Here is a 22,507-nt window from a genome sequence, read left to right as displayed (position 1 = left end):
GACGACCGTGCCGCCGCGCCTCTTTCCGTTCTCAGTTCGCGGCTTCGACGGTGACGCCGCGCTTTTGCAGGATGGCCTGGACGCTGTCGTCGCCGGTCAGGTGCCCGGCGCCCACGGCGATGAAGGCGGTGCCCGAACCTTCGAGCAGGGTCTGGATCTGGTCAGCCCAGTCGGTGTTCCGATCGACCAGCAGGGCCTGATAAAGGGCCGGCGAAGCCGCCTTCATCTCCTCGACCATGACGCGGTCCAGGGTGGCGACGTCGCCCTTGGCCCAGGCCTCGACCATGGTGTCCAGCAGCGTCACGGCGTTCTCGTAATCCTTCAGCGTCTCGCGCAGGAAGGCCATCTGTACGTCTTCGGGCAGGCCGGCCAGGATGCCGATCTGCTTGTCGATGGTCTCGAAGCCGTGGATCGGCTTGCCGGCGGCCTCGGCGCGCGCCTTCAGCACCAGTTCGACGCCGGACTTGGGATCATAGCCGGCCTTGACCAGGGGGGCCACCGACAGGCTGAGCGCCGCCAGCCAGGGCTTCATCGGCTGAAGCTGGGCGGCGGACGAACCCATGGCCTGGGCGGCGGCCTCCAGTTCGACGTTCTCTTCGGGCGTCAGGCGGCTGGACAGGGGCGTGTCCAGCGACAGGCCGTGCTGCTGGATCAGCGGCATGACGGCGGCCTGATCGTCGGGATTGCTGATCTCGAACCAGATGTCCGAGGCGCTGTCGAAGGCGGCCTCGACGCGGGGGCTGGCCCAGCCGGTCGTGGGGCGCAGGACGTGGACCGAGCCGAACAGATACAGGGTCGAATCCGCATCCTTGATCACCCACAGGGCGGGGCCTTCGCCCTGGATGGGCGCAGCGGCGGCAGGGGCCGTCGTCTGGGCCAGGGCGTCGGCCGGAACCCCGGCGATGGAGACGAACAGGGCCAGGCCGCCGGCGACGCCGAGGGCGCCGCGCGCGAGGGTGGAAACGGAGGATCGGAGGCGGGCAGAGAGGGTCATGAGGTCACTCCAGTTTTTGAAGAAGGCGGGAAAAGGGAAAAGAGGTCAGGCCAGGCCGCGACGGGCGCTGATCCAGATGGAGGCGCCGAGATAGAGCGTCATCAGCACGGCGTAGATGTCCCAGGCGGTGATCGTCGGTGCGGCGCCCAGGCGCTCAGCGGCGGCCCACAGGAACAGGATCAACTGGCTGAAGAAGAAGGTGACGGCGGCGGCCTCCATCACGGCGCGACGCAGTAGTTCGTCGGCCTGGCGATAGACGCGCACGTTCATCACCGTGTGCAACACGACCAGCAGGGCGATGGCGCCGAGGCCGAGCACGGGGCTGACGCCCGCCAGGCTGAATGCGATCGGCAGGGTCAGGATGACGCCGGAAAAGCCCATGACCGCCGCCTGGAACCGCGCCACAGCGGCTTCCTCGGGCGAGGCGTCGCCTTCCAGATTGTACATCCGGCCCAAGCGTTTGGCGTCCAGGCTGACGTAGAGCGCCCACAGCGCGCCCACGACCAGGGCGAACCCGACCAGCAGGGCCAGCACGTCCGACCAGCGTAGGGCCTTGTCCGTCAGGCCGAACCCGCCCGGTGCGACCTTGGCCAGCCAGGCGCCGACGCCGTAGCCGATCACGCCGAACAGAGCGCCGAAGGCGAAGGCGCGGACCCATCGGGGCCACGAGGAGGGAGAGAGCGAGGGAGACTTCATTTCGTCGGCTCCTGGTCGTCCGAAAAGATGGATTCGATGGGCTGGCCGAAGATGCGCGCAATCTTGAAGGCCAGCGGCAGGGAGGGGTCGTAACGGCCGGTCTCCAGCGCGTTCACGGTCTGGCGCGACACGCCCAAGTGTTCGGCCAGCTGCGCCTGGCTCCAGTCACGCTCGGCGCGCAGGACCTTGAGACGATTGTTCATGGCTCAGCCCCGCATCCGCGCCAGCCACCACCAGGCCCACACGACGGTGTAGCCGATCAGCATGGGGGCGATCATCAAGGCGGCGCCGGCGGACATATAGTCGACAGGGGAGCCGCCCGATCCAACGTGGCGGGCGATGATGTCGCGCCACGGTCCGGCGGAGGAGAGGATTAGTCCCACGCCGCTGACGCACATGCCGGCCGTGCCGCCCCAGTACCAGGCGGCCTTGTGGGCCTCGCGCGCAGCCTCGTCGATCACCCGCATCCATTCGGCGCCGACCCAGAGGGCGCCCGCCATGATGGCGGCGGCGAAGACGCCGGTCACGATCAGCTCACCAAGCTCGGAGGTGATCCAGCCCGAGTTGGAAGCGTAGCCAACCGCAATGCCGCCCAGAAGCGCGAACAGCAGCCCACCGCCGAACGTGATCACCGTCGCCTTGATTACCGGCCGCCACTTACGCATCAGTCAACACCCCTTGTCCAATTGACAAGCTACATTGACATTACGATGCGACGCCTGTCAAGCGCCCTTTCCACAGAAAGACGCCCTACTCCGACTTGGACGAGGCGATCAGCTCCGGACGAGCGATGACGCGCGGCGCCGTCTCCACCGGCGTAAGGTCCGGCAGGGCCTTGCCCTCATGATCCACCTGCAGGTCTTCGAACCGGCGGGCCGAGACCATGACCTGGCTCTCCAGCGAGCCGACGAACTGATTGTATTTGCCGACGGCCTGATCCAGGGCGCGGCCGACGGCCGAGGCGTGACCGCCCATGACCGACAGCCGCTTGTAGAGTTCGCGCCCCAGGGCGGCGACCTTGTCGGCGTTGGCGGCCTGCTCTTCGGCCCGCCAGCCATAGGCGACGGCCTTGCACAGGGCGAACAGGGTCGAGGGGGTGACGATGACGACGCGCGAGGCCATCGCCTGGGTCATCAGGTCCGGCTCGTGGTCCAGGGCGGTGACCAGGAAGGCGTCGCCGGGCACGAACAGGACAACGAAATCCGGGCTGGGCTTGAACTGGTCCTGATAGGCCTTGGACGACAGCTGGCGCACGTGGGTCTTCAGGCTGGCGGCGGTGCGCAGGCCGACCGAACGCGCGCGCGCCTCCTCGTCGCCGTCGCCCTCGTCAAAGGCCAAGGGCACCTTGGCGTCGATCACGAACATGCCGCCGCCGGGCAGGCGGACGATGAAGTCGGGCCGGTTCTGGCGACCCTCGTCGTCGGCGCTGGAGGTCTGTTCGGTGAAGTCGAACCGGCCGGCCATGCCGGCGGCCTCCAGCACATTGCGGCAGGTCTGCTCGCCCCAGCGGCCGCGCCGACCAGTGTTGCCGCGCAGGGCCTCGGTCAGTTTGCGGGCTTCGTCCCGTGTCGCTGAGGACGCCGCCATCAGCTGGGTCAGTTGCTCGCGCAGGCCGCCGGTCTCTTCGGAGCGGGTCTTTTCCAGCGCGGCGACATGTTCCTGGAACTTGGTCAGGGTGTCGGCGACGGGTTTCAGCTGGGCCGCCATCCGCTCGCGCGCCAGCTGGTCCTGGGCGCGGAAGGTCTCGGTCGCGCGGCTGACCATCTGGTCCGCCACCACCTGGGCCGACTGGGCCGCCTGGGCCTTGAGCAGTTCGCCCATGGTGACGCGGCTTTCCTCGACCAGGTCGATGCGCGCCTCGGCGGCCGCCAGCGCGCCCTGCGTCCTCTGCCAGCCCATGAAGGCCCACAGGAACGCGCCCGCGAAGGCGGCGGCGAGAAGGGCGAGGATGGGCACTAGCATGTTCATGCTCCGTTCCTAGCGGGAGTCGCAGCCCATGAGAAGCGCACCAAGCCTCGCAGGAACGTAGCCGTTCCGATGACGTTGGTTTGGCTGAACCTGTCCTCGGAGAAGACACGCCATGATCCCGCAAGAGCCCGAACGTCACGACAAGGCCGCCGACGCCGTCCACGAAGGCCGCCCGGTCGACGCCGAACTGGTGCGCAGCGGACGCAAGGGGCCTCGCATCCTGGTGCTGTTGGTGGTGTCCACGCTTGCGGCGGCCGTCCTGCTGCTGGGGATCTGGATGCTTTCCAACGGCGGCTTCAACGCCCAGAACGACGAAACGGGGCCGACCGCAGCGGACACGCGCGACTTTGCAGGCGACAGCCAGACGCCGCCTGCGGCCGACGCCCCCACGGACGCGACGGGCCGGGCCGCGCCGGTTCCGACCGGCGAAGCGCCGAACGTCAACGCGCCGACGACGCCGTCGAACTGATCGGCGTCAGGCTGGGCGGCGGGCCTTCAGGGCCTGGACGATGGTGCCGTCGTCCAGCCAGTCCAGATCCCCGCCGACCGGCACGCCCCGCGCCAGCGATGTGACCTCGACCCCCGGGCCGCCGATCCGCTCGGCGACATAGTGGGCGGTGGTCTGGCCGTCCACAGTGGCGGGCAGGGCCAGCACGACCTCGCGCACGCCGCCGCCCCTTACGCGCCCAACCAGTTCGGTGATGCGCAGATGCTCGGGCCCGACGCCGTCCAAGGCGGACAGCAGCCCGCCCAGCACGTGATATTTGCCCCGGAAAGCGCCGGATCGCTCCATCGCCCACAGGGCGCCGGCCTCCTCGACCACGCAGATCAGACCGTTGTCGCGCGCCCCGTCCGAACAGATGGCGCAGGGGTCGCGGGTGTCGGGCGTGCCGCACACCGAACAGGACACGACCTTTTCCGCCGTCTCGGCCAGGGACGCCGCCAGCGGCACAAGCAGCTGCTCGCGCCGCTTCAGCAGAGCCAGGGCCGCGCGCCGGGCGGAGCGTGGACCCAGGCCCGGCAGTTTGGCGAGAAGGGAGATCAGCCGTTCGATCTCCGGCCCGGCGGAGGCGGCCATCAGAACAGTTTCGGCATTCCGGGAATGTTCATCCCGGCCATCGGCCCGGCGGCTTCGCGCATCAGGGCGTTGTTCTGTTCGTCCAGCTTGCGCTTGGCGTCGGCGTGGGCGGCGACGATCAGGTCGGCCAGAATCTCGCCCTCTCCGGGCGTCAGCAGGCTGTCGTCGATCCTGATCGCCGTGATCTCGCCCGGCCCCTTGAGGGACACCGAGACAAGGCCGCCGCCCGAGGAGCCCTCGGCGGACGTTTCGGCCATCTTGGCCTGGGCGTCCTGCAGCTTTTGCTGCATCGCCTGGGCCTGCTGCATCAGTTGTGTGAGGTCTTTCATGCTCTCTAGATAGGGGCAAGACGGCCGGTGCGACAGGGGTTTTGAGCATCATCGCGAAATCGGAAACGCAGAGGCGCCGCATTCGCACTTGCGACCGTTGCGAAACAGCCTAATTAGCACCTGCATTCGTTGCTGTTCTAATCAGGAAGGCATTCCATGGCCTATGACGCCCTCACTCAACGCGACGCCCCGCTGTCGGACGCCGCCCTGTCGCAACTGTTCACCGAGGCGCGCACGCGCAACGGCTGGACCGATCGCCCCGTGCCGCCCGAACTGCTGCACAAGCTCTATGAGCTGACCAAGTTCGGCCCCACGGCGGTCAACGGTTCGCCCGCCCGTTTTGTCTTCGTCACCTCGCCCGAAGCCAAGGCGCGCCTGGTCCCGCTGATGAGCGAGGGCAATCAGGCCAAGACCCAGCAGGCGCCGGTGACCCTGATCATCGGTCAGGACATCGACTTCCACGAGCATCTGGACGCCCTGTTCCCGCATGCGCCGGGGGCCAAGGCCTGGTTCGCCGACGAGGCCGGCCGTCGCGAAAGCGCCTTTCGCAACGCCTCGCTGCAGGGCGGCTATCTGACCATCGCCGCGCGGGCGCTGGGTCTGGATGTCGGGCCGATGTCCGGCTTCGATGCGGCGGGCGTGAAGGCCGAGTTCTTCCCCGACAGCAATGTCGAGCCGAACTATATCCTCAACCTAGGCTATGGCTCGGACGAGAACCTGTTCCCCCGCTCGCCGCGCCTGTCGTTCGACGAGGCGGCGCAGATTCTCTGAGGCGGCGGCGCCTGCTTAAAACGAAGAAGGGCGGCCCGTCGGGGCCGCCCTTCTGTCGTCTCTGGACCGAAGTCTATCAGGTGTTCGGCGGGGCCGAGGCCGTCGCGGCGGGCGGAGCCGCCGGCGTGGTCTGGGCCGCTGCGGGCGCGCCCTCGGCCGGGGTCGTGCCGGTCGCCTCGGTGGCGGCGGCGCCTTCGGTCACGGGCGCTTCCGCCCCTTCGGCCGGGGCGGCGGCGCCGGGCTGACGGGTCGTATCCGGCGCCGGGATGGCGAAGCCGCCCGAGCCTTGCGTGCGCAGCCAGGCGATCAGGTTGATGCGCGTCTGAGTGTCGCGGATGCCGGCGAAGGACATCTTGGTGCCGGGCACGTAGCGGGCCGGCGCGGTGATGAAGCTGTCCAGCTGATCATAGCCCCAGGCCGGCGCCTCGGCCTTGTGCTTGGCCATGGCGTCGGAATAGGCGAAGCCCGGACGGTGCATCACCGGACCGCCGACCACGCCCCACAGGTTCGGACCGATCTTGTCGGCGCCGCCCTGGTGCGCGTCATGGCAGGCCTGGCAACGCGCGAAGGCGGCCTCGCCGGCGGCGAGATCGGCAGCCGGCAGGACCGTGCCCCAGTCGGGCGCCAGTTCGGGCGCTTCGCCGCCTGCGGCTTCGTCCGGCGCATCGACGAAATAGCCCATCTTTTCCGGCGCTTCGGAATGATAGACGAGGCCCGAAGCCTGCTGGACGACCAGGATGACGAAGGCCGTCCCCAGAGCCGCACCGAAAATCTTGTTCCACTTAAGATCGCCGCTCATACGCCTGGTCGAATCCCTCTGCCGGCCGGGCCCTCGAAAACACGCCCCGGACATAATCTTGCGTTGGCGTCTCTGGCACGGTAGCGCCGCATTCGCAACCGGCCCAACGCGCGACGGGTCAGACAGGCGTCAGGGAAGTCGATGAATCCGTTGATAATGATACCCGCTCGCATGGCGGCGACCCGTCTGCCGAACAAGCCGCTGGCCCTGATCGGCGATGTGCCCATGATCGTGCGCGCCTATCGCCAGGCGGAAGCCTCGGGCCTTCCGGTGGTGGTCGCCGCCGGCGACCCCGAGATCGTCGAGGCGGTCGAGGCGGCGGGCGGCCGGGCCATACTGACCGACCCCGCCCTGCCCTCGGGTTCGGACCGCATCCGCGCGGCCGTGGACGCCATCGACCCGGAAGGCGATTTCGACGCGGTCATCAACGTCCAGGGCGACATGCCCTTCGCCAGCCCCGGCCTGGCCGTGGCCTGCGCCGCCATCCTGCATGGGGAGCCGACGTGCGACATCGCCACCCTGGTCGCGGCGGAAGCCGATCTGTCGGACCGGACCAATCCCGACGTGGTCAAGGCGGTGCTGGCGCTGGGAGACGGCGAACGCCAGGGCCGCGCCCTCTATTTCACCCGCTCGACCCTGTATGGCGATGCGCCCATCTGGCGGCACATCGGCGTCTATGGCTATCGCCGCGAGGCCCTGAACCGCTTCTGCGCCGCCCCGCCGTCGCCGCTGGAGAAGCGCGAAAAGCTGGAACAGTTGCGCGCCCTGGAGATGGGGATGCAAATCTGGGCCGCCGTCATCGACGAAGCGCCTTTGTCGGTGGACAATCCGGCGGACCTGGAAGCGGCGCGAGCGCTGGTGTGACGGCGACCAGATTGCACCCGGCGGAAATGGTGCAATGGGGTGCAATGGGGTGCAATTATGACGGACGTCTTTGTTTTCGTTTAAGAACTCATTCCGAGGGGAATTGCACGGGTGCAACTTCCGTTCTCAGACTTGGTTGCGCGACGATGTCAAAGACCCGGCGGCGATTATAGGCCCGGTCAGACCGGCGTATGGCAGACGGTCGATGCGAGGTCGTAAGTCATTGAATCGGCGTGGGTTCGCTTTCTAGAATACGGTGGAAGACTAACCTTCACCCTCCCCGCTCCGGAAAGGGTGGCCGAGCGGAGCGAGGTCGGGTGGGGGGCGGCCAGGCGACGCCTCACCGAATCTGTCCCGGATCAGGCAAGTGCGGCCCCTGCTGGCCGCCCCCACCCGCTCGCTGCGCGACCACCCTCCCCGAACGGGGAGGGAGAGCGATCTGTCTAGCCCGCCTCGACCCAGGCCTTGATCAAACTGTGGGCGATGGCGAAGGGCGGCGGGGCCTGGATGGTCGGGTGTTCGCCGGCCAGCACCGCCCGCGCCTCGGCCCGGGTCAGCCAGGCGACCGATTCCAGCTCGGTCTGGTCGGGCCGGGCCTGGTCGTCAGAGACCTCGGCGATCAGGCCGATCATCAGTTGCGACGGGAAGGGCCAGGGTTGGCTGGAGTGGTAGGCGGTGGCGATCACGGTCAGGCCGGCCTCTTCCTTCACTTCGCGGGCGCAGGCCTCCTCGATGGATTCGCCGGGCTCCAGGAAACCGGCCAGGGCCGACATCCGCCCCTCGGGCCAGGCCGCCTGGCGGCCCAGCAGGCAGATCGGTTCGGCGCCGCCCTTGTAGACCGGCAGCATGATGGTGACCGGATCGACGCGCGGAAAATGCTCGGTCCCACAGGCCGGGCAGCGGCGCTTCCATCCGCCGGACGCGGTCTCGCTCAACGTGCCGCAGTTGGCGCAGAAGCCGTGTTTGCGCCGCCAGTCGAACAGGCTCTTGGCCCCGCCCGCCATGGCCGCGTCCGCCGCCGGCAGGATCGCCGCCGCCGAGCGCAGCTCCTGAAAGGCGCCGACGCCGGCCAGCGGCCCGTCGGTGGGGTCGATGGAGCCCTCGAACTCGATGGCGAAGACCGGCGCCGCATCCCACAGGCCCAGAAAGACATCGCGATCCGGCACGATGTCGCGCGCGTGTTTCAGCGACAGCCAGGCCAGGCGCGGCCCGTCGGCCGTCTCCTCGATCAGGGGACGCCCTTCCCACAGGACCATGGCCATCGCCTCGGGATTGGCCTCCTGCCGGGCCAGCCATTCGGGATCGTTGCGCAGGTCGCCGGCCCGATCGAGCGGATTGCCGGCGAAGGTGTTCTGATAGGCCATGCGCGTTTTGTAGCTCTTGATTCCGATGGCTGCACCCGTCATATCTCCGCTCGGAGATCGCGGGCGAAGGTTTCGCCAACTTGGTCAGGGCCGGAAGGCAGCAGCCACAACGAATTCCCCTTCGGGTCGCGGTCTCTACTTCTCTTTTTTTCGCTATCGCTCGCCGCGCGGCGGCTCGCTGCTTGAGCGCGTGTGCGTGTGCGTGTGCGTGTGCGTGCGTGTGCGTGTGCCTTCTCCCCTCGGGGGAGAAGGTGGCTCGCGGAGCGAGACGGATGAGGGGGTTGCCGGATACGGACCCGCTCTTGCCGTCAGTGGGGCGGACAGAGCCCCCTCATCCGAGCCCTTCGGGCCCACCTTCTCCCCCGAGGGGAGAAGGACGATGGGAACTCCTTCTCGCCGCCTCTCACCCGCTGTAAGACTTCTCGCATGACGGACAGCGACACGAATCTCGACGGCCCGCCCTGGGAAGAGGACGACGTCGTTCAGCGCGACGAGAACACCGACGACATGTTCGGCGCGCCCGCTGCGGCGCCTGAGCCGGTCGCGGCGCCCATTGCTGCGCCCGTCGTCGCCAAGCCCGCCCTCGCACATGCCGATGTCGAAGCCCACGTCGATGACGGCGCCGCCTATCAGGTGCTGGCGCGCAAATATCGGCCGCGCACTTTCGAGGATTTGATCGGGCAGGAGGCGATGGTGCGCACCCTGACCAACGCCTTCGCCACCGGCCGCATCGCCCACGCCTTCATGCTGACCGGGGTGCGGGGCGTCGGCAAGACGACCACCGCCCGCCTGCTGGCCCGCGCCCTGAACAACGAGACGGAGACCATCGACCGGCCATCCCTGACCCTGACCGCCCACGGCCGGCACGACGCCGCCATCATGGCCGGCCAGCATATGGACGTGATGGAGATGGACGCCGCGTCGCACACCGGCGTCAACGACATCCGCGACATCCTGGAGAGCGTCCGCTACGCGCCGGTCGAGGCGCGCTACAAGGTCTATGTGCTGGACGAGGTCCACATGCTGTCGACGCAGGCGTTCAACGCCCTGCTGAAGACGCTGGAAGAGCCGCCGCCCCACGCCAAATTCATCTTCGCCACCACCGAGATCCGCAAGGTGCCGGTGACGATCCTGAGCCGCTGCCAGCGCTTCGACCTGCGCCGGGTGGAGCCGGAAATCCTGGTCGAGCATCTGGGTCGGATCGCCGACCGTGAAGGCATGAAGATCGAGACCGACGCCCTGGCCCTGATCTCTCGCGCGGCCGAGGGGTCGGTGCGCGACGGTCTGTCCCTGCTGGATCAGGCCCTGGTCCAGGCCGAGCGGGGCGAGACGGTCAAGACCGAGACCGTGCGCGACATGCTGGGCCTAGCCGACCGGACCCAGACCATCGCCCTTTTCGAGAGCGTCATGGCCGGCCGCACGCCCGAGGCGCTGGAGAGTTTCCGCACCCTGTACGGCTTCGGCGCCGATCCGGTGCAGGTGACCAACGACCTGCTGGAGCATTGCCACGCGGCCTCGGTGGCCAAGATGCTGGGCCCGAACGCGACCCGCCTGCCCAATGACCAGGCGCAGAAGCTGGCGGCCCTGGGCGCGGCCATTCCGGCGGCGACCCTGTCGCGGACTTGGCAGATGCTGCTGAAGGCGCTGGACGAGGTGCGGCGCGCGCCCAATCCCGCCGATGCGGTCGAGATGGCCATCGTGCGTCTGGCCTATGCGGCCGACCTGCCCGGGCCGGAGGAGGCGCTGAAACGGCTGCAATCGGGCGAACCGCTGGGCGGCGGCTCGGCCCCGCGTGGCGGCGGTGGCGGCGGCGGTGGACCATCGGCGCAACTGGCCGCTCGCCCCGTCATGGCCCCCGCCCTGCCCGATCCGCAGACCTTCGAACAGGTGGTGGCCCTGATCGGCGAGAAGCGCGAGGTCGGACTGCAGATGGACGTGGAACGGTATGTGAAACCGGTCTCGTTCAAGCCCGGCGCCATCGTCTATGAAAGCGTCCAGGGGGCGCCCATCGAACTGGCGCGCAAACTGTCCGCCCGCCTGCGCGAATGGACCGGCCGCACCTGGCTGATCGCCGCCAACGGCCAGGGCGGCGCCGAGACGGTGATCGAACGCCAGAAAAAGGATCGCGCCGCCGAACGCGCGGAGGTCGAGGCCAACCCCTTCATCAAGGCGGTGATGCTGGCCTTCCCCGGCGCCAAGCTGGGCGAGATCAAAACCATCGCCCCGACCGTCGTCACCCCGGAAATCCCCGACGTGGTCGAGGATGACGACGACTGAGGCGGGGCGTTATCGCGGCGCGCGCTTGGCGAGGATGCGTTGCAAGGTGCGGCGGTGCATGCCCAGGCGCCGGGCGGTTTCCGAGACATTATGGTCGCACAGCTCGTAGACGCGCTGGATATGCTCCCAGCGGACCCGGTCGGCGCTCATGGGATTTTCGGGCGGCTCTGGCGAATCGCCGGTGGCCAGCAGGGCCTTGACCACGTCGTCGGCGTCGGCGGGTTTGGACAGATAGTCGACGGCGCCGGCCTTGACCGCCGCGACCGCCGTGGCGATGGCGCCGTAGCCGGTCAGCATGACGATGCGGGCGTCCTCGCGCTTTTCACGCACGGCCTCGACGACCTTGAGGCCGTTGCCGTCCTCCAACCGCATGTCCAGCACGGCGAAGGCCGGGGCCTTGTCGCGCAGCAACTGGGTGGCCTCGGCGACGGACTCGGCGGTCGTCACCTGAAAGCCGCGCGCCTCCAGCGCGCGACCCATGCGGGTGCGCAGGGCCTGATCGTCGTCCAGCAGCAGCAGGGACTTATCGGGCAGGGCGGCGATGCGGGCTTCTAGTTCGGACATTCGGTTCTCTCCTGCCGCTTCAAGTCGGGACGGGTAGCGTGTGGGTCAAGGCCAAGGTTCCGCCTGCGACGCTAAGACCCAATCCGGTCATGCCGCGACCTCCAGCGCCGGTCGCGCCCAGCGCACGGCCACGCGGGCGCCGCGTGACGCCCCCCTGGCCTCGGACTGGGGCAGACCCTGGCCCACGCTGACCGAGCCGCCGGTGCGTTCCAGGAGGGTGCGGGCGATAAAGAAGCCTAGGCCCATGCCGCCCTGGCTGGGGGCGATGGGGGCTTCGGCTGTCGAGCGTTTTGAGGGACGGGCGGCGGCGGCGATCTGGGCGGCCAGGGCTTGGCGGGCCTTGCCCTGGGGTCGGCTGGTCACATAGGGCTCGCCCAGGCGGGGCAGGATGTCGCTGGCGAAGCCGGGACCGTCGTCGAGAATGTCGATCTCGATCCAGCCGGCGTCGACCACGGCCTGGACCCGCACGGTGGTCGCGGCGAAGTCGGCGGCGTTCTCGACCAGGGTGGACAGGCCGTGGACCACCTCGGGCAGGCGGCGCACGCGCGGCGCGGGCTGGCCGGGCGGGGTCTTCACCAGCACCTCGAACGCCAGGTCGAAGCCGCGGTGGGGCTCCACCACCTCTTCCAGCAGGGCCTTCAGCGACACGTCGGCATAGAGGGCGTCGTCGCCCTCGGGCTGTTGCGACAGCTGGGTCAGGATACCCCGGCACCGCTCGGCCTGTTGCAGGATCAGGGCGGCGTCCTCGGCCGCGTCGCTGTCGGGGGCCGAGGCGCGCTGAAGCTCCTTGGCCACCACCTGAATAGTGGCCAGCGGCGTGCCCAGTTCGTGCGCCGCCGCCGCGGCCAGACCGCCCAGGGCCGCCAGGCGCTGCTCGCGTTGCAGCACATCCTGGGTCGTGGCCAGGGCCAGTTCCAGTTTCTCGGCATCGGCCGCCACCCGCCAAGCGTAGCCTGCGGTGAAGACCACCCCGGTCACCAGGGCCATGGCCATGCCCAGCCGATAAAGGGTCGGCAGGTGGAAGTTCTCGTGCGGGCGCCACGGCAGCGGCTCGGACCAGAAGAACAGCACCCCGACCGCGATCAGGGCCAGTAGACCCAGCATCAGGGCCTGGCGCCCCGGCAGGGCCGCGGCCGCGATGGTCACGGGCGCGACCAACAGCAGGCAGAAGGGGTTCTCCAGACCGCCGGTCAAACCCAACAGAATCCCCAGTTGGAAGATGTCGAAGCCCAGGTGGATCGCCGTCTGGCGCCCGTCCGGCAGGCTGGCGTCCAGCCGCCGCACCCGCGCCATGGCCCCCACGTTCACCGCCGCGCTGATGGCGATGACGATCAGGCAGGGCCAGAGCGGCAGGGGGAAGTGAAGCCCCTGATAGGCCGTCAGGATCGCCGCGCTCTGACCCATGATGGTCAGCCAGCGCAGCACGATCAGGGTGCGCAGCGAAAAGCCCCGGCCGCGGCGCGGTGCGTCGCTCCAGCCGTTCAACGGCTCGGAATATGATGCGCCGTGCGGCGCATTGCGGGCTTCTGTCGGGGTCACACCGCTTCTATAGACCGATCACATCCGTTTCGTGAGAGGCCGTCATGCCGCGTCGTTCCATCCTGCTGTTCGCGGGCGCCTGTATCGCCATCGCCGTGGCCCTGGCCATCATCACCGTGGTGGTGGTGAGCGGCCGCACGCCGACATCGAACGGCGCCGAGATCACATCGACCGGCCAGCCCCTGGTCGGCGGCGACTTCCAGTTGGTCAATCAGGACGGACAGCCGGTCGATCAGACGATGATGAACGGCAAGTGGAGCCTGGTCTTCTTCGGTTTCACCTACTGCCCCGAATTCTGCCCCACGACCCTGGCGGAAATGGCCGTCGTGCAGCAGCGGCTGGGCGAAAAGGCCAAGGATCTGCAGATCGTCTTCGTCAGCGTCGACCCCCAGCGCGACACGCCCCAGGCGCTGAAGGACTATCTGTCGTCCGACGGCTTTCCCAAGGGGACCATCGGCCTGACCGGCACACCGGAACAGGTGGCGACGGCGGCCAAGGCCTACCGCGCCTTCTATGAGAAGGTCGGTGAGGGCGAGGCCTATACGATGAACCACTCGCTGACCGTCTATCTGATGGGGCCGGACGGCAAGTTCCGCACCGCCGTCGCCTATGGGATGGGGCCGGACAAGACGACCAAGATCATCGAGGACGCCATCGCGCGGGGATAAGCCCTCACTGGTCGTCATCCTAGGCTTGCGCCCAGGATCCATAGATTCGAACGCGGCCGTTGATAGTCAGACGCCGGCCCGGACTTTCCGACACCGGGAGTCTGGATCCTAGGCACGAGGCCTAGGATGACGGGGTGTCGTTGGAGCGCGTCCGACTAAGGGCTATTCCGTCGCCTCATAATCCTTTTGCAGGGTGATGCATTATATGTTGCCCTGCACAAACGGCGATGGGCCGTAACGGATCGTCATGCTCTACGCATTTCATGAACTCGCCTACCAATCGGCCCTGCCGTTCCGGGTCGGCGCCCAGATGGCCCGGCGCTTCTGGACCTCGCCCTTCAATCTGGCGGCGGACACCGCGATCGGGCGCACCGCCTACGCCTCGGCCGAGCTGTTCGAGAGCGTCACGCGGCGATACGGCAAGCCGGACTGGAAGCTGGAAACCATCGATGTCGGCGGCAAGACCGTCCGCACCACCGAACAGGTGATCTGGCAGAGCCCCTGGTGCCGCCTGGTCCGGTTCGCACGCAACATCGGCGACCTGAAACGGGCGGGAAAACCCGTCGCTGCGCCTGCCGTCCTGATCGTGGCCCCGCTGTCGGGTCACTACGCCACCCTGTTGCGCGGCACGGTCGAGGCCTTCCTGCAAGACCACGACGTCTATGTCACCGACTGGATCAATGCGCGGCAGGTGCCGATGCTGGAGGGTCGGTTCGACTTTTTCGACTATATCGACCACGTCCGTATGATGCTGGCCGAGATCGGCGGGCGCGCCCATGTCGTCGGCGTGTGCCAGCCCGGCCCGCCGGTCCTGGCCGCCGGCGCGGTGATGGCCGAGGACGGCGACGAGAACCGGCCCCTGTCCATGACCTTCATGGGCTCGCCCATCGATGCGCGCCTGTCGCCGACCGTGACCAACCAGCTGGCGGAGGAGAAACCCTTCACCTGGTTCAAGTCCAACATGATCCACACCGTGCCCCTGCCCTATTCCGGGTTCGGTCGCCGCGTCTATCCGGGCTTCGTCCAGCTCTACAGCTTCATGTCGATGAACGAGGCGCGCCACCGCGACGCCCACTGGGACTATTTCAACAGTCTGATCGACGGCGACGGCGACGGGGTCGACAAGCACGAGGAGTTCTACGACGAATATCTGTCGGTGCTGGACCTGACCGAGGAATTCTATCTCCAGACCATCGACATCGTCTTCCAGCAGCACCTGCTGGCGCGGGGCCTGTTGGAGCATCGCGGACGCAAGGTCGATCTGTCCAAGATCACCGACATCGGCCTGATGACGGTCGAGGGCGAGAAGGACGACATCTCGGGCGTCGGCCAGACCCAGGCCGCGCACGGTCTGTGCCCCAACATCCCGGAGGATCGCCGCGTGCTCTATGTCCAGCCGGGCGTGGGCCATTACGGCGTGTTCAACGGGCGTCGCTTCCGTGACGAGATCTATCCCCGCGTCCGCGATTTCATCGCCAAGAACGAGGCTGTCGGTGGCGTACCGCAACGATCAGCGGCTGCCGCTTGACGAAGGGGGCGGGCCTGGTCCCGTCCTGAGACTGTCCGTCAATCCGCGCGCCCGGCGCCTGTCGGTGCGGATCGACGCGCGGGCGGGCGAGGCCGTGGTCATCGCCCCGACCGAGCGCGGCCTCATCCAGGCCGTCGCCTTCGCCCGGACCAAGGCCGTCTGGATCAGCCAACGGCTGGCGGTGCGGCCCAAGGGTCGGCCGCTGGAGCCGGGTCAGGTCATCTCCCTGCGCGGCCGGCCTGTGCGGCTGGAGGCCGTACCCGGCGCCGGGGCGGCGCGGCTGGTCGAAGAGGGAACCGTCATCCGTTCGGGGGGCGAAGGCGAGGCCTATGCGCGGCGGGTCGAGAACCTGCTGAAGCGCGAGGCGCGCGACACCCTGCTGGAACGCACCGACCACCACCTGCGCGCCCTGGGGCAAAAGCCGGTGAAGATGTCGATCGCCGACACCCGGTCGCGCTGGGGCTCATGCAGTCCGCACAACCGCACCATCCGCTATTCCTGGCGCGTCATCATGGCCCCGCCCCCGGTCATCGACTACCTGGCCGCTCACGAGGTCGCCCACCTGGTCCACGCTGACCACAGCCCGGCCTACTGGTCCGTCGTCGAACGACTTGTCGGGGACCACAAGCCCTGGCGCAAATGGCTTAAGGATTACGGCGGGGCGCTTCACGCTGTGGGGCGGTAGCTCAAAGCCTCAGCAGGATCGTTGATAGAAGGCAGTGCGATAGGGACCGCCCGGTTCACCTCCCATCAATATCGGAATGCATTCGGCGGACGGATCGCTATTGAAATTAAAGGTCTTGCTCTCGCTGTCATCTGAGCGGCGCAAATCGAAAGCTCCGAGGTAGGTCCAACGCCCGGAATCCGAATTATTGGGTTGCGGTGTTTGCTTGAGCGGATCGAGAGTGAAGAACACCTCTTCAAATTCCGCCCCCAGAATAGCGATGCCGTTCTGGTCGGTCTGATAGACGCTAAGGCGGGCAGCAGGTCCCCAATCATCCACCAGATTCACCCCCAACCGCCTGTCGCCGTGCTGGATCTCCAACTTGCGCTGGTGTTCGGATCGTCCGAAGGGCGAAGACACGACCATCGTCACCTTCACGCGAGCGCCATTGGGTGTTTGAATAGTCGCCGAATGATCCGGGCCGAGAATCTTGCCTCGCAGGTCGTGGTCGAACGCCAGCCATATCTGAGCGGCCAGCCAAATGCCGACCACGCCGACGGATCCGACGACAAGCCCGATCAAGGCTTTGGAGCCTTTTGAGAGCGTTCTCATCAGAAGAACAGGGCGTCGCCCTTGCGTTCGGGCGCCGGTCGTCCTTCAGGCTGTTGGTTCGGTGTATCGTTAGGGCGGACGGTCGGCTGGTTGGAGTACGGCTGCTGGATCGGCGCCTCCGGGTCTTCGACATAGGGTTGGCCCAGCAGAGGATCGACGGGTTCGACCGGCAGGCCGTTCTGGTCCAGGCCGCTCATCAGGTCGCCGACCGGATCGGGCGCGACCCAGCCCTCGGGCATCGCAGGGCCGTCGGGGATGCGCGGAGCGTTCAGGCGCGGCAGGGCCGCCTCCATGAAGCCCTTCCAGATGGCGGCGGGCGACGAGCCGCCGGTCACGCCGCGCATGGCGGTGTTGTCGTCCTTGCCGACCCAGACGGCGGTGACGAAGCCGCCGGTGTAGCCGACGAACCACGCGTCCTTGTAGTCCGAGGTCGTGCCGGTCTTGCCCGCCAGGTCGCGTCCCGAGATCGCCGCCGACCGACCCGAGCCGCTGGAGACCACGCCGCGCAGCATCTGGTTCATGTAATACAGCGACGGATTGTTGATCGCCTGGCCGCTCTGGCCCGTCTGGCGCTGATAGATGACGCGGCCCTGGGGCGTGCGGATGCGGCTGATGCCATAGGCGTCCACGCGGCGTCCGCCATTGGCGAAGGCGTCATAGGCGGTGGCCATCTCCAGCGGCGAAACCTCGACGGCGCCAAGCGCCATGGCCGGTTCCAGGCCGATGCGGCTTTCGATGCCCAGGCGGCGTGCGGCGCGGGCCACGCTGTCGCGACCGACCTGATCGGCGACATAGGCGGCGACCGTATTGGTCGACTGGGCCACGGCCTGGGCCAGGGTCATGTTGCCGCTGAAGGCGCCGGAATAGTTGCGGGGCGACCAGTTGCCGATGGTGATCGGCTGATCGACCACCGGGGTCTGGGGCGTATAGCCGGCCTCGACCGCCGCCAGATAGACGAAGGGCTTGAAGGCCGAACCCGCCTGGCGCTTCGCATCGACGGCGCGGTTGAACTGGCTGTCGGCGTATGAGGCGCCGCCGATCATGGCGCGCACCCGGCCGTCGCCGTCCAGCGCGACCAGGGCCGCCTGCTGCACGCCCTTGCCTTCGTCCCGGTCCAGGATGCGGCGCACCGACCGTTCGGCCGAGGTCTGCAGCGTCAGGTCCAGGGTGGTCTCGACGACCATGTCCTCGGTCGGTTCGCCGACCAGGCTGCGGATCGACTTGTCCAGCCAGTCGATGAAATACTGGGCGTGCTGGGTCGCAAGCGTCCGCGAGACGATGACCGGCTGGGTCACGGCCTGTTCGCGCTGGGCGGCGGTGATGACGCCGGCCTCTTCCATCTCGTTCAGGACGACGGTGGCGCGGGCGGCAGCGCGCTCGCTCTCGGAGACGGGGGAATAGCGCGACGGCGCCTTCAGCAGGCCCGCCAGAAGCGCGGCCTCGCCCACGGTCAGGTTCTTGGCCGACTTGTCGAAATAGCGCTGCGAGGCCGCCTCGATCCCATAGGCTCCGGCGCCGAAATAGACCCGGTTCAAATAGAGGGCCAGGATCTCCTTCTTGGAGAATTTCATCTCCAGCCAGACGGCCAGCATCAGCTCCTGCACCTTGCGGCGCATGTTCTGGTCGGGCGTCAGAAACAGGTTCTTGGCCAGTTGCTGCGTCAGGGTCGAGCCGCCCTGAACCACGCGGCCGGCGCGCATGTTCGTCACCATGGCGCGGGCCATGCCGATCGGGTCGAAGCCGGGGTGGTTGTAGAAGCGACGATCCTCGATGGCGATGAAGGCCGCCGGCACATAGTCGGGCAGGCTGTCGAGATCGGCGGGCGGCGCCATCTGCGTGCCTCGGGTCGCGATCAGGGCGCCGTTACGGTCCAGATAGGTGATCGAGGGCTGGCGATCGACCTGATACAGGCTGGAGGTGTCCGGCAGGCCGCGCGCGAAGACGGCGAAGAAGACGACCAGGAAGATCAGCCCCCAGACCGCCAGCACCGCGCTCCAGTAGAACAGCCGTTGCCAGGCCGACCGGCGAGGCTTGCCCTGCGCCTGTTGTCCGCCCGCGTTAACTGGACCCGCCATGACTATCCTTCAGATGCCGCTCTGGGCGGGTTTTCGTTCAAAGGCTGTGTATCGCGTATGAACGACCGCCGAAACGGTCCCGCCGACTTCACGGGATCGTGAGCGGCTATTTCGCCGAAAGAAAGGCGTCCAGGTCGGCGTAGAAGGCCTGCGGCTGGTCGAACATGATGAAGTGGGCGCTGTCGTCGATGCGCTTCAGTTCGACGCCTTTCAGAGTGGCGAACGAGGCCTGATAGATGGCGTCGGTGATCTGGGGCGTCATGCGCGCATCGTTGAACTTGACGTACAGCACCTCGGTCGGGGCGGTGATCTTCGACAGTTCGGGACGCAGGTCGGTGGTGACCAGTTCGCGGAAGGCGGCGGCGGAGACCTTCTGGTCGCTCTCGCGCATGTCCTCCAGCGCCTCGGCGCGGCGGCTTTCCGTGTTGATCATGCCGTTGATGCTGGTCGTGGCCTGGGCGACGTAGGCTTCGCGCGGGCTGCTGGATTGGGCGGTCCAGATCTGGTCGGCGACGGGGGTCACGCTCTCGGCCGTCGCGCCGGGCGCTGCGAACATCGCCCCCATGAAGGGGATCATGTCCACGACCATCAGCCGGCCCACGCTGTCGGGATGGCGTGCAGCCAGCATCAGGCCGATGGTCCCGCCCATCGAATGTCCGACCACGGCCGGCTTGATCAGCCCGTTCTCGCGAATGTAGCGGGCGATTTCCTCGGCGACTGGAGCCGCCACGGGGCTGGGCGTCGCGCCCTGGGCGTTGCCCTCGGCCGGCGCGCCGGCGAAGCCTTGGACGTGGATGCGGTGAACGCGCCAGCCCACGCCGTCCTGCGCCGTCAGATGGTCCACCGTCCCCTGCCAGATCTCGGGCGAGGAGCTGAGGCCGGGGATCAGGATGATGTCGCGACCGTCCGTGTCGCCGTCGACGCGGACATGGATGCGGTCAGAGACGAAGGCGGCGTGGCTGTGGCCATGTTCGGGGTGCGTCCCGTGGCCGTCCTGGGCCGAGACGATAGCCGGCGCGCCCAACATGGCGGCGGCGATGGCGAGGATGCGGAACATGGCGAAACTTCCCTTGGACGACCTGAGCGGCGTTCTTCGAGAGAGTGATAGACCGTCCGAGATGCTTTGAGAAAGACCCCGACCGCTCCCCCTTTCGTCATCCTCCGGCAAGCCGCGTCTTCGCGGCGCAGACCCGGGGGACCTAGCGGCGCCGAAGGCGATGCATCCGCCGCACTTCGTTGAGGTCGAGTCTGCGGCAGGTTCGCGCTCCCGCGCGCCGCTGGGTCCCCCGGTTCCGCTGCGCGGCCCGGAGGATGACGAAAGCATGGAGGCATGGACAAATCCTCCCGCTTGCCTCGGCGCACGCCCTCTATGGCTGCGACGCCCACGCTGTTAAACAGCGCGGATGAACGCGCCCGTCCCGTCCCCGCAAGCCGAAGCCGCCCCGTCCAAGACGGCCGTCAGTCCGTTCGGCAAGGGGTTCGTCACCGACGCCTGGTATTTCGTCGCCCTGGGCCGCGACGTCGCGCCCGCCAGCCTGAAACGCTACGAGATCATGGGGGAGCCGGTGCTGGTCGGCCGCACCCGCGCGGGCCAGGTCTATGCGATGCGCGACATCTGCCCCCACCGCGCAGCGCCGCTTTCGGCCGGGAAACTGGTGGAGAAGCCCGGCGAGGGCGAGACGGTCGAATGCCCCTATCACGGCTGGCGTTTCCGCACCGACGGGGTCTGCGCCGCCATCCCTTCGCTGGTCGAGGACCAGGCGTTCGAGGCGAACCGCATCCGCGTGCGGTCGTATCCGGTGCGCGAGAGCCAGGGGATCGTGTTTGTGTGGATGGCGTCGGACGCCCGCAATCCGATGGAGCCGGACCACGAGCCGCCGGTCTTCCCCGGCGTGGTCGGCGGTGAGGCCAAGCTGGTCGAGGCGATGGATTTCGACAGCCATATCGACCATGCCGTCGTCGGTCTGATGGACCCGGCCCATGGGCCTTACGTCCACCAGCAATGGTGGTGGCGGTCCGAACATTCGATGCACGAAAAGGCCAAGGCGTTCGCGCCGACCGAGTTCGGCTGGGCCATGGTGCGCCATGCGCCGTCATCGAACAGCCGGCTTTACAAGATCCTGGGCGGGGCGCCGGCGACCGAGATCACCTTTCGCCTGCCCGGCTTCCGCTGGGAGCATATTCAGGTGGGCGAAAAACAGGTTCTGGCCCTGACCTGCCTGACGCCGATCACGGACACCAAGACGCGGATCACCCAGATCTTCTGGTCCGACCACTGGGTCTTCGACCTGGCCAAGCCCTTCCTGCGGATGGGGGTTGTCGCCTTCCTGAAACAGGACGGCGGCATGGTGAACCTGCAGAACGAGGGCTTGCGGTATGACCCCGCCCTGATCTGGATCGACGACGCCGACAGACAGGCGAAATGGTATCAGCAGCTGAAGCGCGAGTGGGCCAAGAGCCGCGCGGAGGACCGGGCGTTCGTGAACCCGATCCAGCCGACGACGCTGAGGTGGAAGAGCTGAGGCCCGATTCTCCTCCCCACTTGTGGGGAGGGGACCGCGAAGCGGTGGAGGGGCTCTTGAAGTCCCGCCGGCGCCTGTGATGCGTTGAAGAACCCCTCCGTCACGGCGCTGAAGAAGCGCCGCGCCACCTCCCCACGCAGTGGGGAGGAGACGGTGATTTCTAGATCTTCAACCCGGCTTCACCGGCCAGCTCGGCCAGTTTCACCATCGGGCGCGGGCCCCAGTGGGCGATGACTTCCGACGCCGCCAGCGAGCCCAGCTTGCCCGCCTCTTCCAGCGTCAGACCGCGCGCGACGCCCAGCAGGAAGCCGGCGGCGTACTGGTCGCCGGCGCCCGTCGTGTCGATCACCTTGGCGACCGGATAGGCGGCGACGACGACGCGCTGTTCGCCCTTAATCACGACCGAGCCGTGTTCGCCGCGCGTGACGGCAGCGATCTCGACGATGGCGGCCAGTTTGGCGGCGGCGGCGTCGAAGTCTTCGGTCTCGAACAGGGCGCCCAGCTCGGCCTCGTTGGCCAGGACGATGTCGGCCGAGTGTTCGATGAAGCTCAGCAGTTCGGCGCGCCAGCGGGCGACGACGAAGGTGTCGGACAGGGTGATGGCGACCTTGCCGCCCGCCTTGTGCGCGGCGGCGGCGGCGCGCTCGAAGGCGGCGCGGGCCGGGGCCGGGTCGAACAGATAGCCTTCCAGATAGACGATCTCGCTGGACGCGATCAGGGCCTCGTCGATGTCGTCGGCGTACAGCTGGTTGGCGGCGCCCAGGAAGGTGGCCATGGTTCGCGCGCCGTCCGACAGGACGTTGATCAGGCAGCGGCCGGTGCCGAAGCCCTTGTCCGCCCCGCCGGTCAGGACCGGGGTGGCGAAGTGGACGCCGGCGGCGCGGATGTCGTGGCTGAACACCTCGCCCAGGGTGTCGTCGGCGACCTTGCCGATATAGGCCGCGCGACCGCCGAACGAGCCGACCCCCGCCACGGTGTTGCCGGCCGATCCGCCCGAGGCCTCGACCCCCGGCGCCATGGCGTCATACAGGCCGGCGCTGCGTTCGGCGTCGACCAGCTGCATCGAGTTGGGGGCCAGGTCCTGGGCTGTCAGGAAGGCGGCGTCGCAGGGGCTGAGCACGTCGACGATGGCGTTGCCGACAGCGCAGACGTCATATTGGGCGGTGTTCTGGGTCATGGTCGCGCCTTAGCGGCT

The 22,507-nt window shown here is 67.9% G+C and carries 23 protein-coding genes and 1 other RNA gene; 9 read left to right on the top strand and 15 right to left on the bottom strand.

Annotation, left to right across the window (positions count from 1 at the left end):
• Window positions 1–31: 31 nt before the first annotated feature.
• The 5 genes from EGY25_RS08485 to EGY25_RS08465 all read right to left on the bottom strand — a co-directional run bounded on the left by EGY25_RS08485 (window position 32) and on the right by EGY25_RS08465 (window position 3,658).
• On the bottom strand, window positions 32–994 hold the full coding sequence (locus EGY25_RS08485) for a TraB/GumN family protein (RefSeq protein ID WP_135194564.1): 963 nt from the start codon (window positions 992–994) through the stop codon (window positions 32–34).
• 45 nt (window positions 995–1,039) lie between these two features.
• Entirely contained in the window at window positions 1,040–1,690 is a 651-nt protein-coding gene (locus EGY25_RS08480) for a hypothetical protein (protein ID WP_135194563.1), read from the bottom strand.
• Window positions 1,687–1,893, bottom strand: a complete 207-nt coding sequence (locus EGY25_RS08475) for a helix-turn-helix transcriptional regulator (RefSeq protein WP_135194562.1) — start codon at window positions 1,891–1,893, stop codon at window positions 1,687–1,689. The genes EGY25_RS08480 and EGY25_RS08475 overlap by 4 nt, the downstream gene beginning before the upstream one ends.
• A 3-nt stretch (window positions 1,894–1,896) precedes the next feature.
• A complete protein-coding gene (locus EGY25_RS08470) occupies window positions 1,897–2,355 on the bottom strand; it encodes a hypothetical protein (protein WP_135194561.1) in 459 nt (152 codons plus the stop codon).
• A gap of 85 nt (window positions 2,356–2,440) precedes the next feature.
• The gene (locus tag EGY25_RS08465) at window positions 2,441–3,658 is read right to left on the bottom strand and encodes a DNA recombination protein RmuC (protein ID WP_135194560.1); all 1,218 of its coding nucleotides are present in this window, start codon (window positions 3,656–3,658) and stop codon (window positions 2,441–2,443) included.
• Between the two features lie 112 nt (window positions 3,659–3,770).
• Between EGY25_RS08465 and EGY25_RS08460 the strand changes: the two genes are divergently transcribed.
• Window positions 3,771–4,127: a hypothetical protein gene (locus EGY25_RS08460; protein ID WP_135194559.1), complete on the top strand. Its 357-nt coding sequence runs from the start codon at window positions 3,771–3,773 to the stop codon at window positions 4,125–4,127.
• A 6-nt stretch (window positions 4,128–4,133) separates the two neighbouring features.
• On the opposite strand, the gene recR is transcribed toward EGY25_RS08460, so the two are convergent.
• Window positions 4,134–4,736: a recombination mediator RecR gene (recR, locus tag EGY25_RS08455; protein WP_135194558.1), complete on the bottom strand. Its 603-nt coding sequence runs from the start codon at window positions 4,734–4,736 to the stop codon at window positions 4,134–4,136.
• Window positions 4,736–5,065, bottom strand: coding sequence for a YbaB/EbfC family nucleoid-associated protein (locus tag EGY25_RS08450; protein ID WP_135194557.1), 330 nt, complete (start codon window positions 5,063–5,065; stop codon window positions 4,736–4,738). The genes recR and EGY25_RS08450 overlap by 1 nt, the downstream gene beginning before the upstream one ends.
• A 156-nt stretch (window positions 5,066–5,221) precedes the next feature.
• On the opposite strand from EGY25_RS08450, the gene EGY25_RS08445 reads away from it, so the two are divergent.
• Window positions 5,222–5,836, top strand: a complete 615-nt coding sequence (locus EGY25_RS08445) for a malonic semialdehyde reductase (protein ID WP_135194556.1) — start codon at window positions 5,222–5,224, stop codon at window positions 5,834–5,836.
• 76 nt (window positions 5,837–5,912) lie between these two features.
• On the opposite strand, the gene EGY25_RS08440 is transcribed toward EGY25_RS08445, so the two are convergent.
• Window positions 5,913–6,635: a c-type cytochrome gene (locus EGY25_RS08440; RefSeq protein ID WP_135194555.1), complete on the bottom strand. Its 723-nt coding sequence runs from the start codon at window positions 6,633–6,635 to the stop codon at window positions 5,913–5,915.
• A 141-nt stretch (window positions 6,636–6,776) separates the two neighbouring features.
• On the opposite strand from EGY25_RS08440, the gene EGY25_RS08435 reads away from it, so the two are divergent.
• Window positions 6,777–7,499, top strand: a complete 723-nt coding sequence (locus EGY25_RS08435) for a 3-deoxy-manno-octulosonate cytidylyltransferase (protein WP_135194554.1) — start codon at window positions 6,777–6,779, stop codon at window positions 7,497–7,499.
• A 443-nt stretch (window positions 7,500–7,942) separates the two neighbouring features.
• On the opposite strand, the gene nudC is transcribed toward EGY25_RS08435, so the two are convergent.
• Complete coding sequence (gene nudC / locus EGY25_RS08430; protein WP_135194553.1) at window positions 7,943–8,863, bottom strand: NAD(+) diphosphatase; 921 nt, start codon at window positions 8,861–8,863, stop codon at window positions 7,943–7,945.
• Between the two features lie 49 nt (window positions 8,864–8,912).
• Here nudC and ffs point away from each other — a divergent pair.
• Both ffs and EGY25_RS08420 read left to right on the top strand, forming a co-directional pair.
• An RNA gene (gene ffs, locus EGY25_RS08425) (signal recognition particle sRNA small type) lies at window positions 8,913–9,006 on the top strand.
• Between the two features lie 283 nt (window positions 9,007–9,289).
• Window positions 9,290–11,140 (top strand): DNA polymerase III subunit gamma/tau, encoded by a 1,851-nt coding sequence (locus tag EGY25_RS08420; RefSeq protein ID WP_135194552.1) that lies wholly within the window; start codon window positions 9,290–9,292, stop codon window positions 11,138–11,140.
• 9 nt (window positions 11,141–11,149) lie between these two features.
• On the opposite strand, the gene EGY25_RS08415 is transcribed toward EGY25_RS08420, so the two are convergent.
• Window positions 11,150–11,704, bottom strand: a complete 555-nt coding sequence (locus tag EGY25_RS08415; RefSeq protein ID WP_135194551.1) for an ActR/PrrA/RegA family redox response regulator transcription factor — start codon at window positions 11,702–11,704, stop codon at window positions 11,150–11,152.
• Between the two features lie 87 nt (window positions 11,705–11,791).
• The gene (locus tag EGY25_RS08410) at window positions 11,792–13,243 is read right to left on the bottom strand and encodes an ActS/PrrB/RegB family redox-sensitive histidine kinase (RefSeq protein ID WP_245159400.1); all 1,452 of its coding nucleotides are present in this window, start codon (window positions 13,241–13,243) and stop codon (window positions 11,792–11,794) included.
• Between the two features lie 44 nt (window positions 13,244–13,287).
• Here EGY25_RS08410 and EGY25_RS08405 point away from each other — a divergent pair, with 44 nt between their 5' ends.
• From EGY25_RS08405 to EGY25_RS08395, 3 genes are all read left to right on the top strand, one after another.
• Complete coding sequence (locus tag EGY25_RS08405) at window positions 13,288–13,911, top strand: SCO family protein (protein ID WP_135194550.1); 624 nt, start codon at window positions 13,288–13,290, stop codon at window positions 13,909–13,911.
• A 247-nt stretch (window positions 13,912–14,158) separates the two neighbouring features.
• Entirely contained in the window at window positions 14,159–15,439 is a 1,281-nt protein-coding gene (locus EGY25_RS08400; RefSeq protein WP_135194549.1) for a polyhydroxyalkanoate depolymerase, read from the top strand.
• On the top strand, window positions 15,405–16,124 hold the full coding sequence (locus EGY25_RS08395; RefSeq protein ID WP_135194548.1) for a M48 family metallopeptidase: 720 nt from the start codon (window positions 15,405–15,407) through the stop codon (window positions 16,122–16,124). The genes EGY25_RS08400 and EGY25_RS08395 overlap by 35 nt, the downstream gene beginning before the upstream one ends.
• Before the next feature lie 9 nt (window positions 16,125–16,133).
• Here the strand turns inward: EGY25_RS08395 and EGY25_RS08390 are convergent, their stop codons facing one another.
• From EGY25_RS08390 to EGY25_RS08380, 3 genes are all read right to left on the bottom strand, one after another.
• Window positions 16,134–16,715: a hypothetical protein gene (locus EGY25_RS08390; protein ID WP_135194547.1), complete on the bottom strand. Its 582-nt coding sequence runs from the start codon at window positions 16,713–16,715 to the stop codon at window positions 16,134–16,136.
• Window positions 16,715–18,790, bottom strand: coding sequence for a transglycosylase domain-containing protein (locus EGY25_RS08385; protein WP_135194546.1), 2,076 nt, complete (start codon window positions 18,788–18,790; stop codon window positions 16,715–16,717). Before EGY25_RS08385 ends, EGY25_RS08390 begins: the two co-directional genes overlap by 1 nt.
• A gap of 106 nt (window positions 18,791–18,896) precedes the next feature.
• Window positions 18,897–19,847 carry an alpha/beta fold hydrolase gene (locus tag EGY25_RS08380; protein ID WP_135194545.1) on the bottom strand — a complete coding sequence of 317 codons (951 nt, stop codon included), beginning with the start codon at window positions 19,845–19,847 and terminating at the stop codon, window positions 18,897–18,899.
• A 346-nt stretch (window positions 19,848–20,193) separates the two neighbouring features.
• Here EGY25_RS08380 and EGY25_RS08375 point away from each other — a divergent pair, with 346 nt between their 5' ends.
• Entirely contained in the window at window positions 20,194–21,312 is a 1,119-nt protein-coding gene (locus tag EGY25_RS08375) for an aromatic ring-hydroxylating oxygenase subunit alpha (protein WP_135194544.1), read from the top strand.
• Between the two features lie 160 nt (window positions 21,313–21,472).
• Here EGY25_RS08375 and EGY25_RS08370 read toward each other — a convergent pair whose 3' ends face one another.
• Window positions 21,473–22,489, bottom strand: coding sequence for an adenosine kinase (locus EGY25_RS08370; RefSeq protein WP_135194543.1), 1,017 nt, complete (start codon window positions 22,487–22,489; stop codon window positions 21,473–21,475).
• Between the last annotated feature and the right edge of the window lie 18 nt (window positions 22,490–22,507).

This window comes from Brevundimonas intermedia (assembly GCF_004614235.1).
Lineage (GTDB): Bacteria > Pseudomonadota > Alphaproteobacteria > Caulobacterales > Caulobacteraceae > Brevundimonas > Brevundimonas intermedia_A.
Note: the sequence above shows the minus strand (reverse complement) of the source record. Positions and strands in the feature narration are given on the sequence as shown.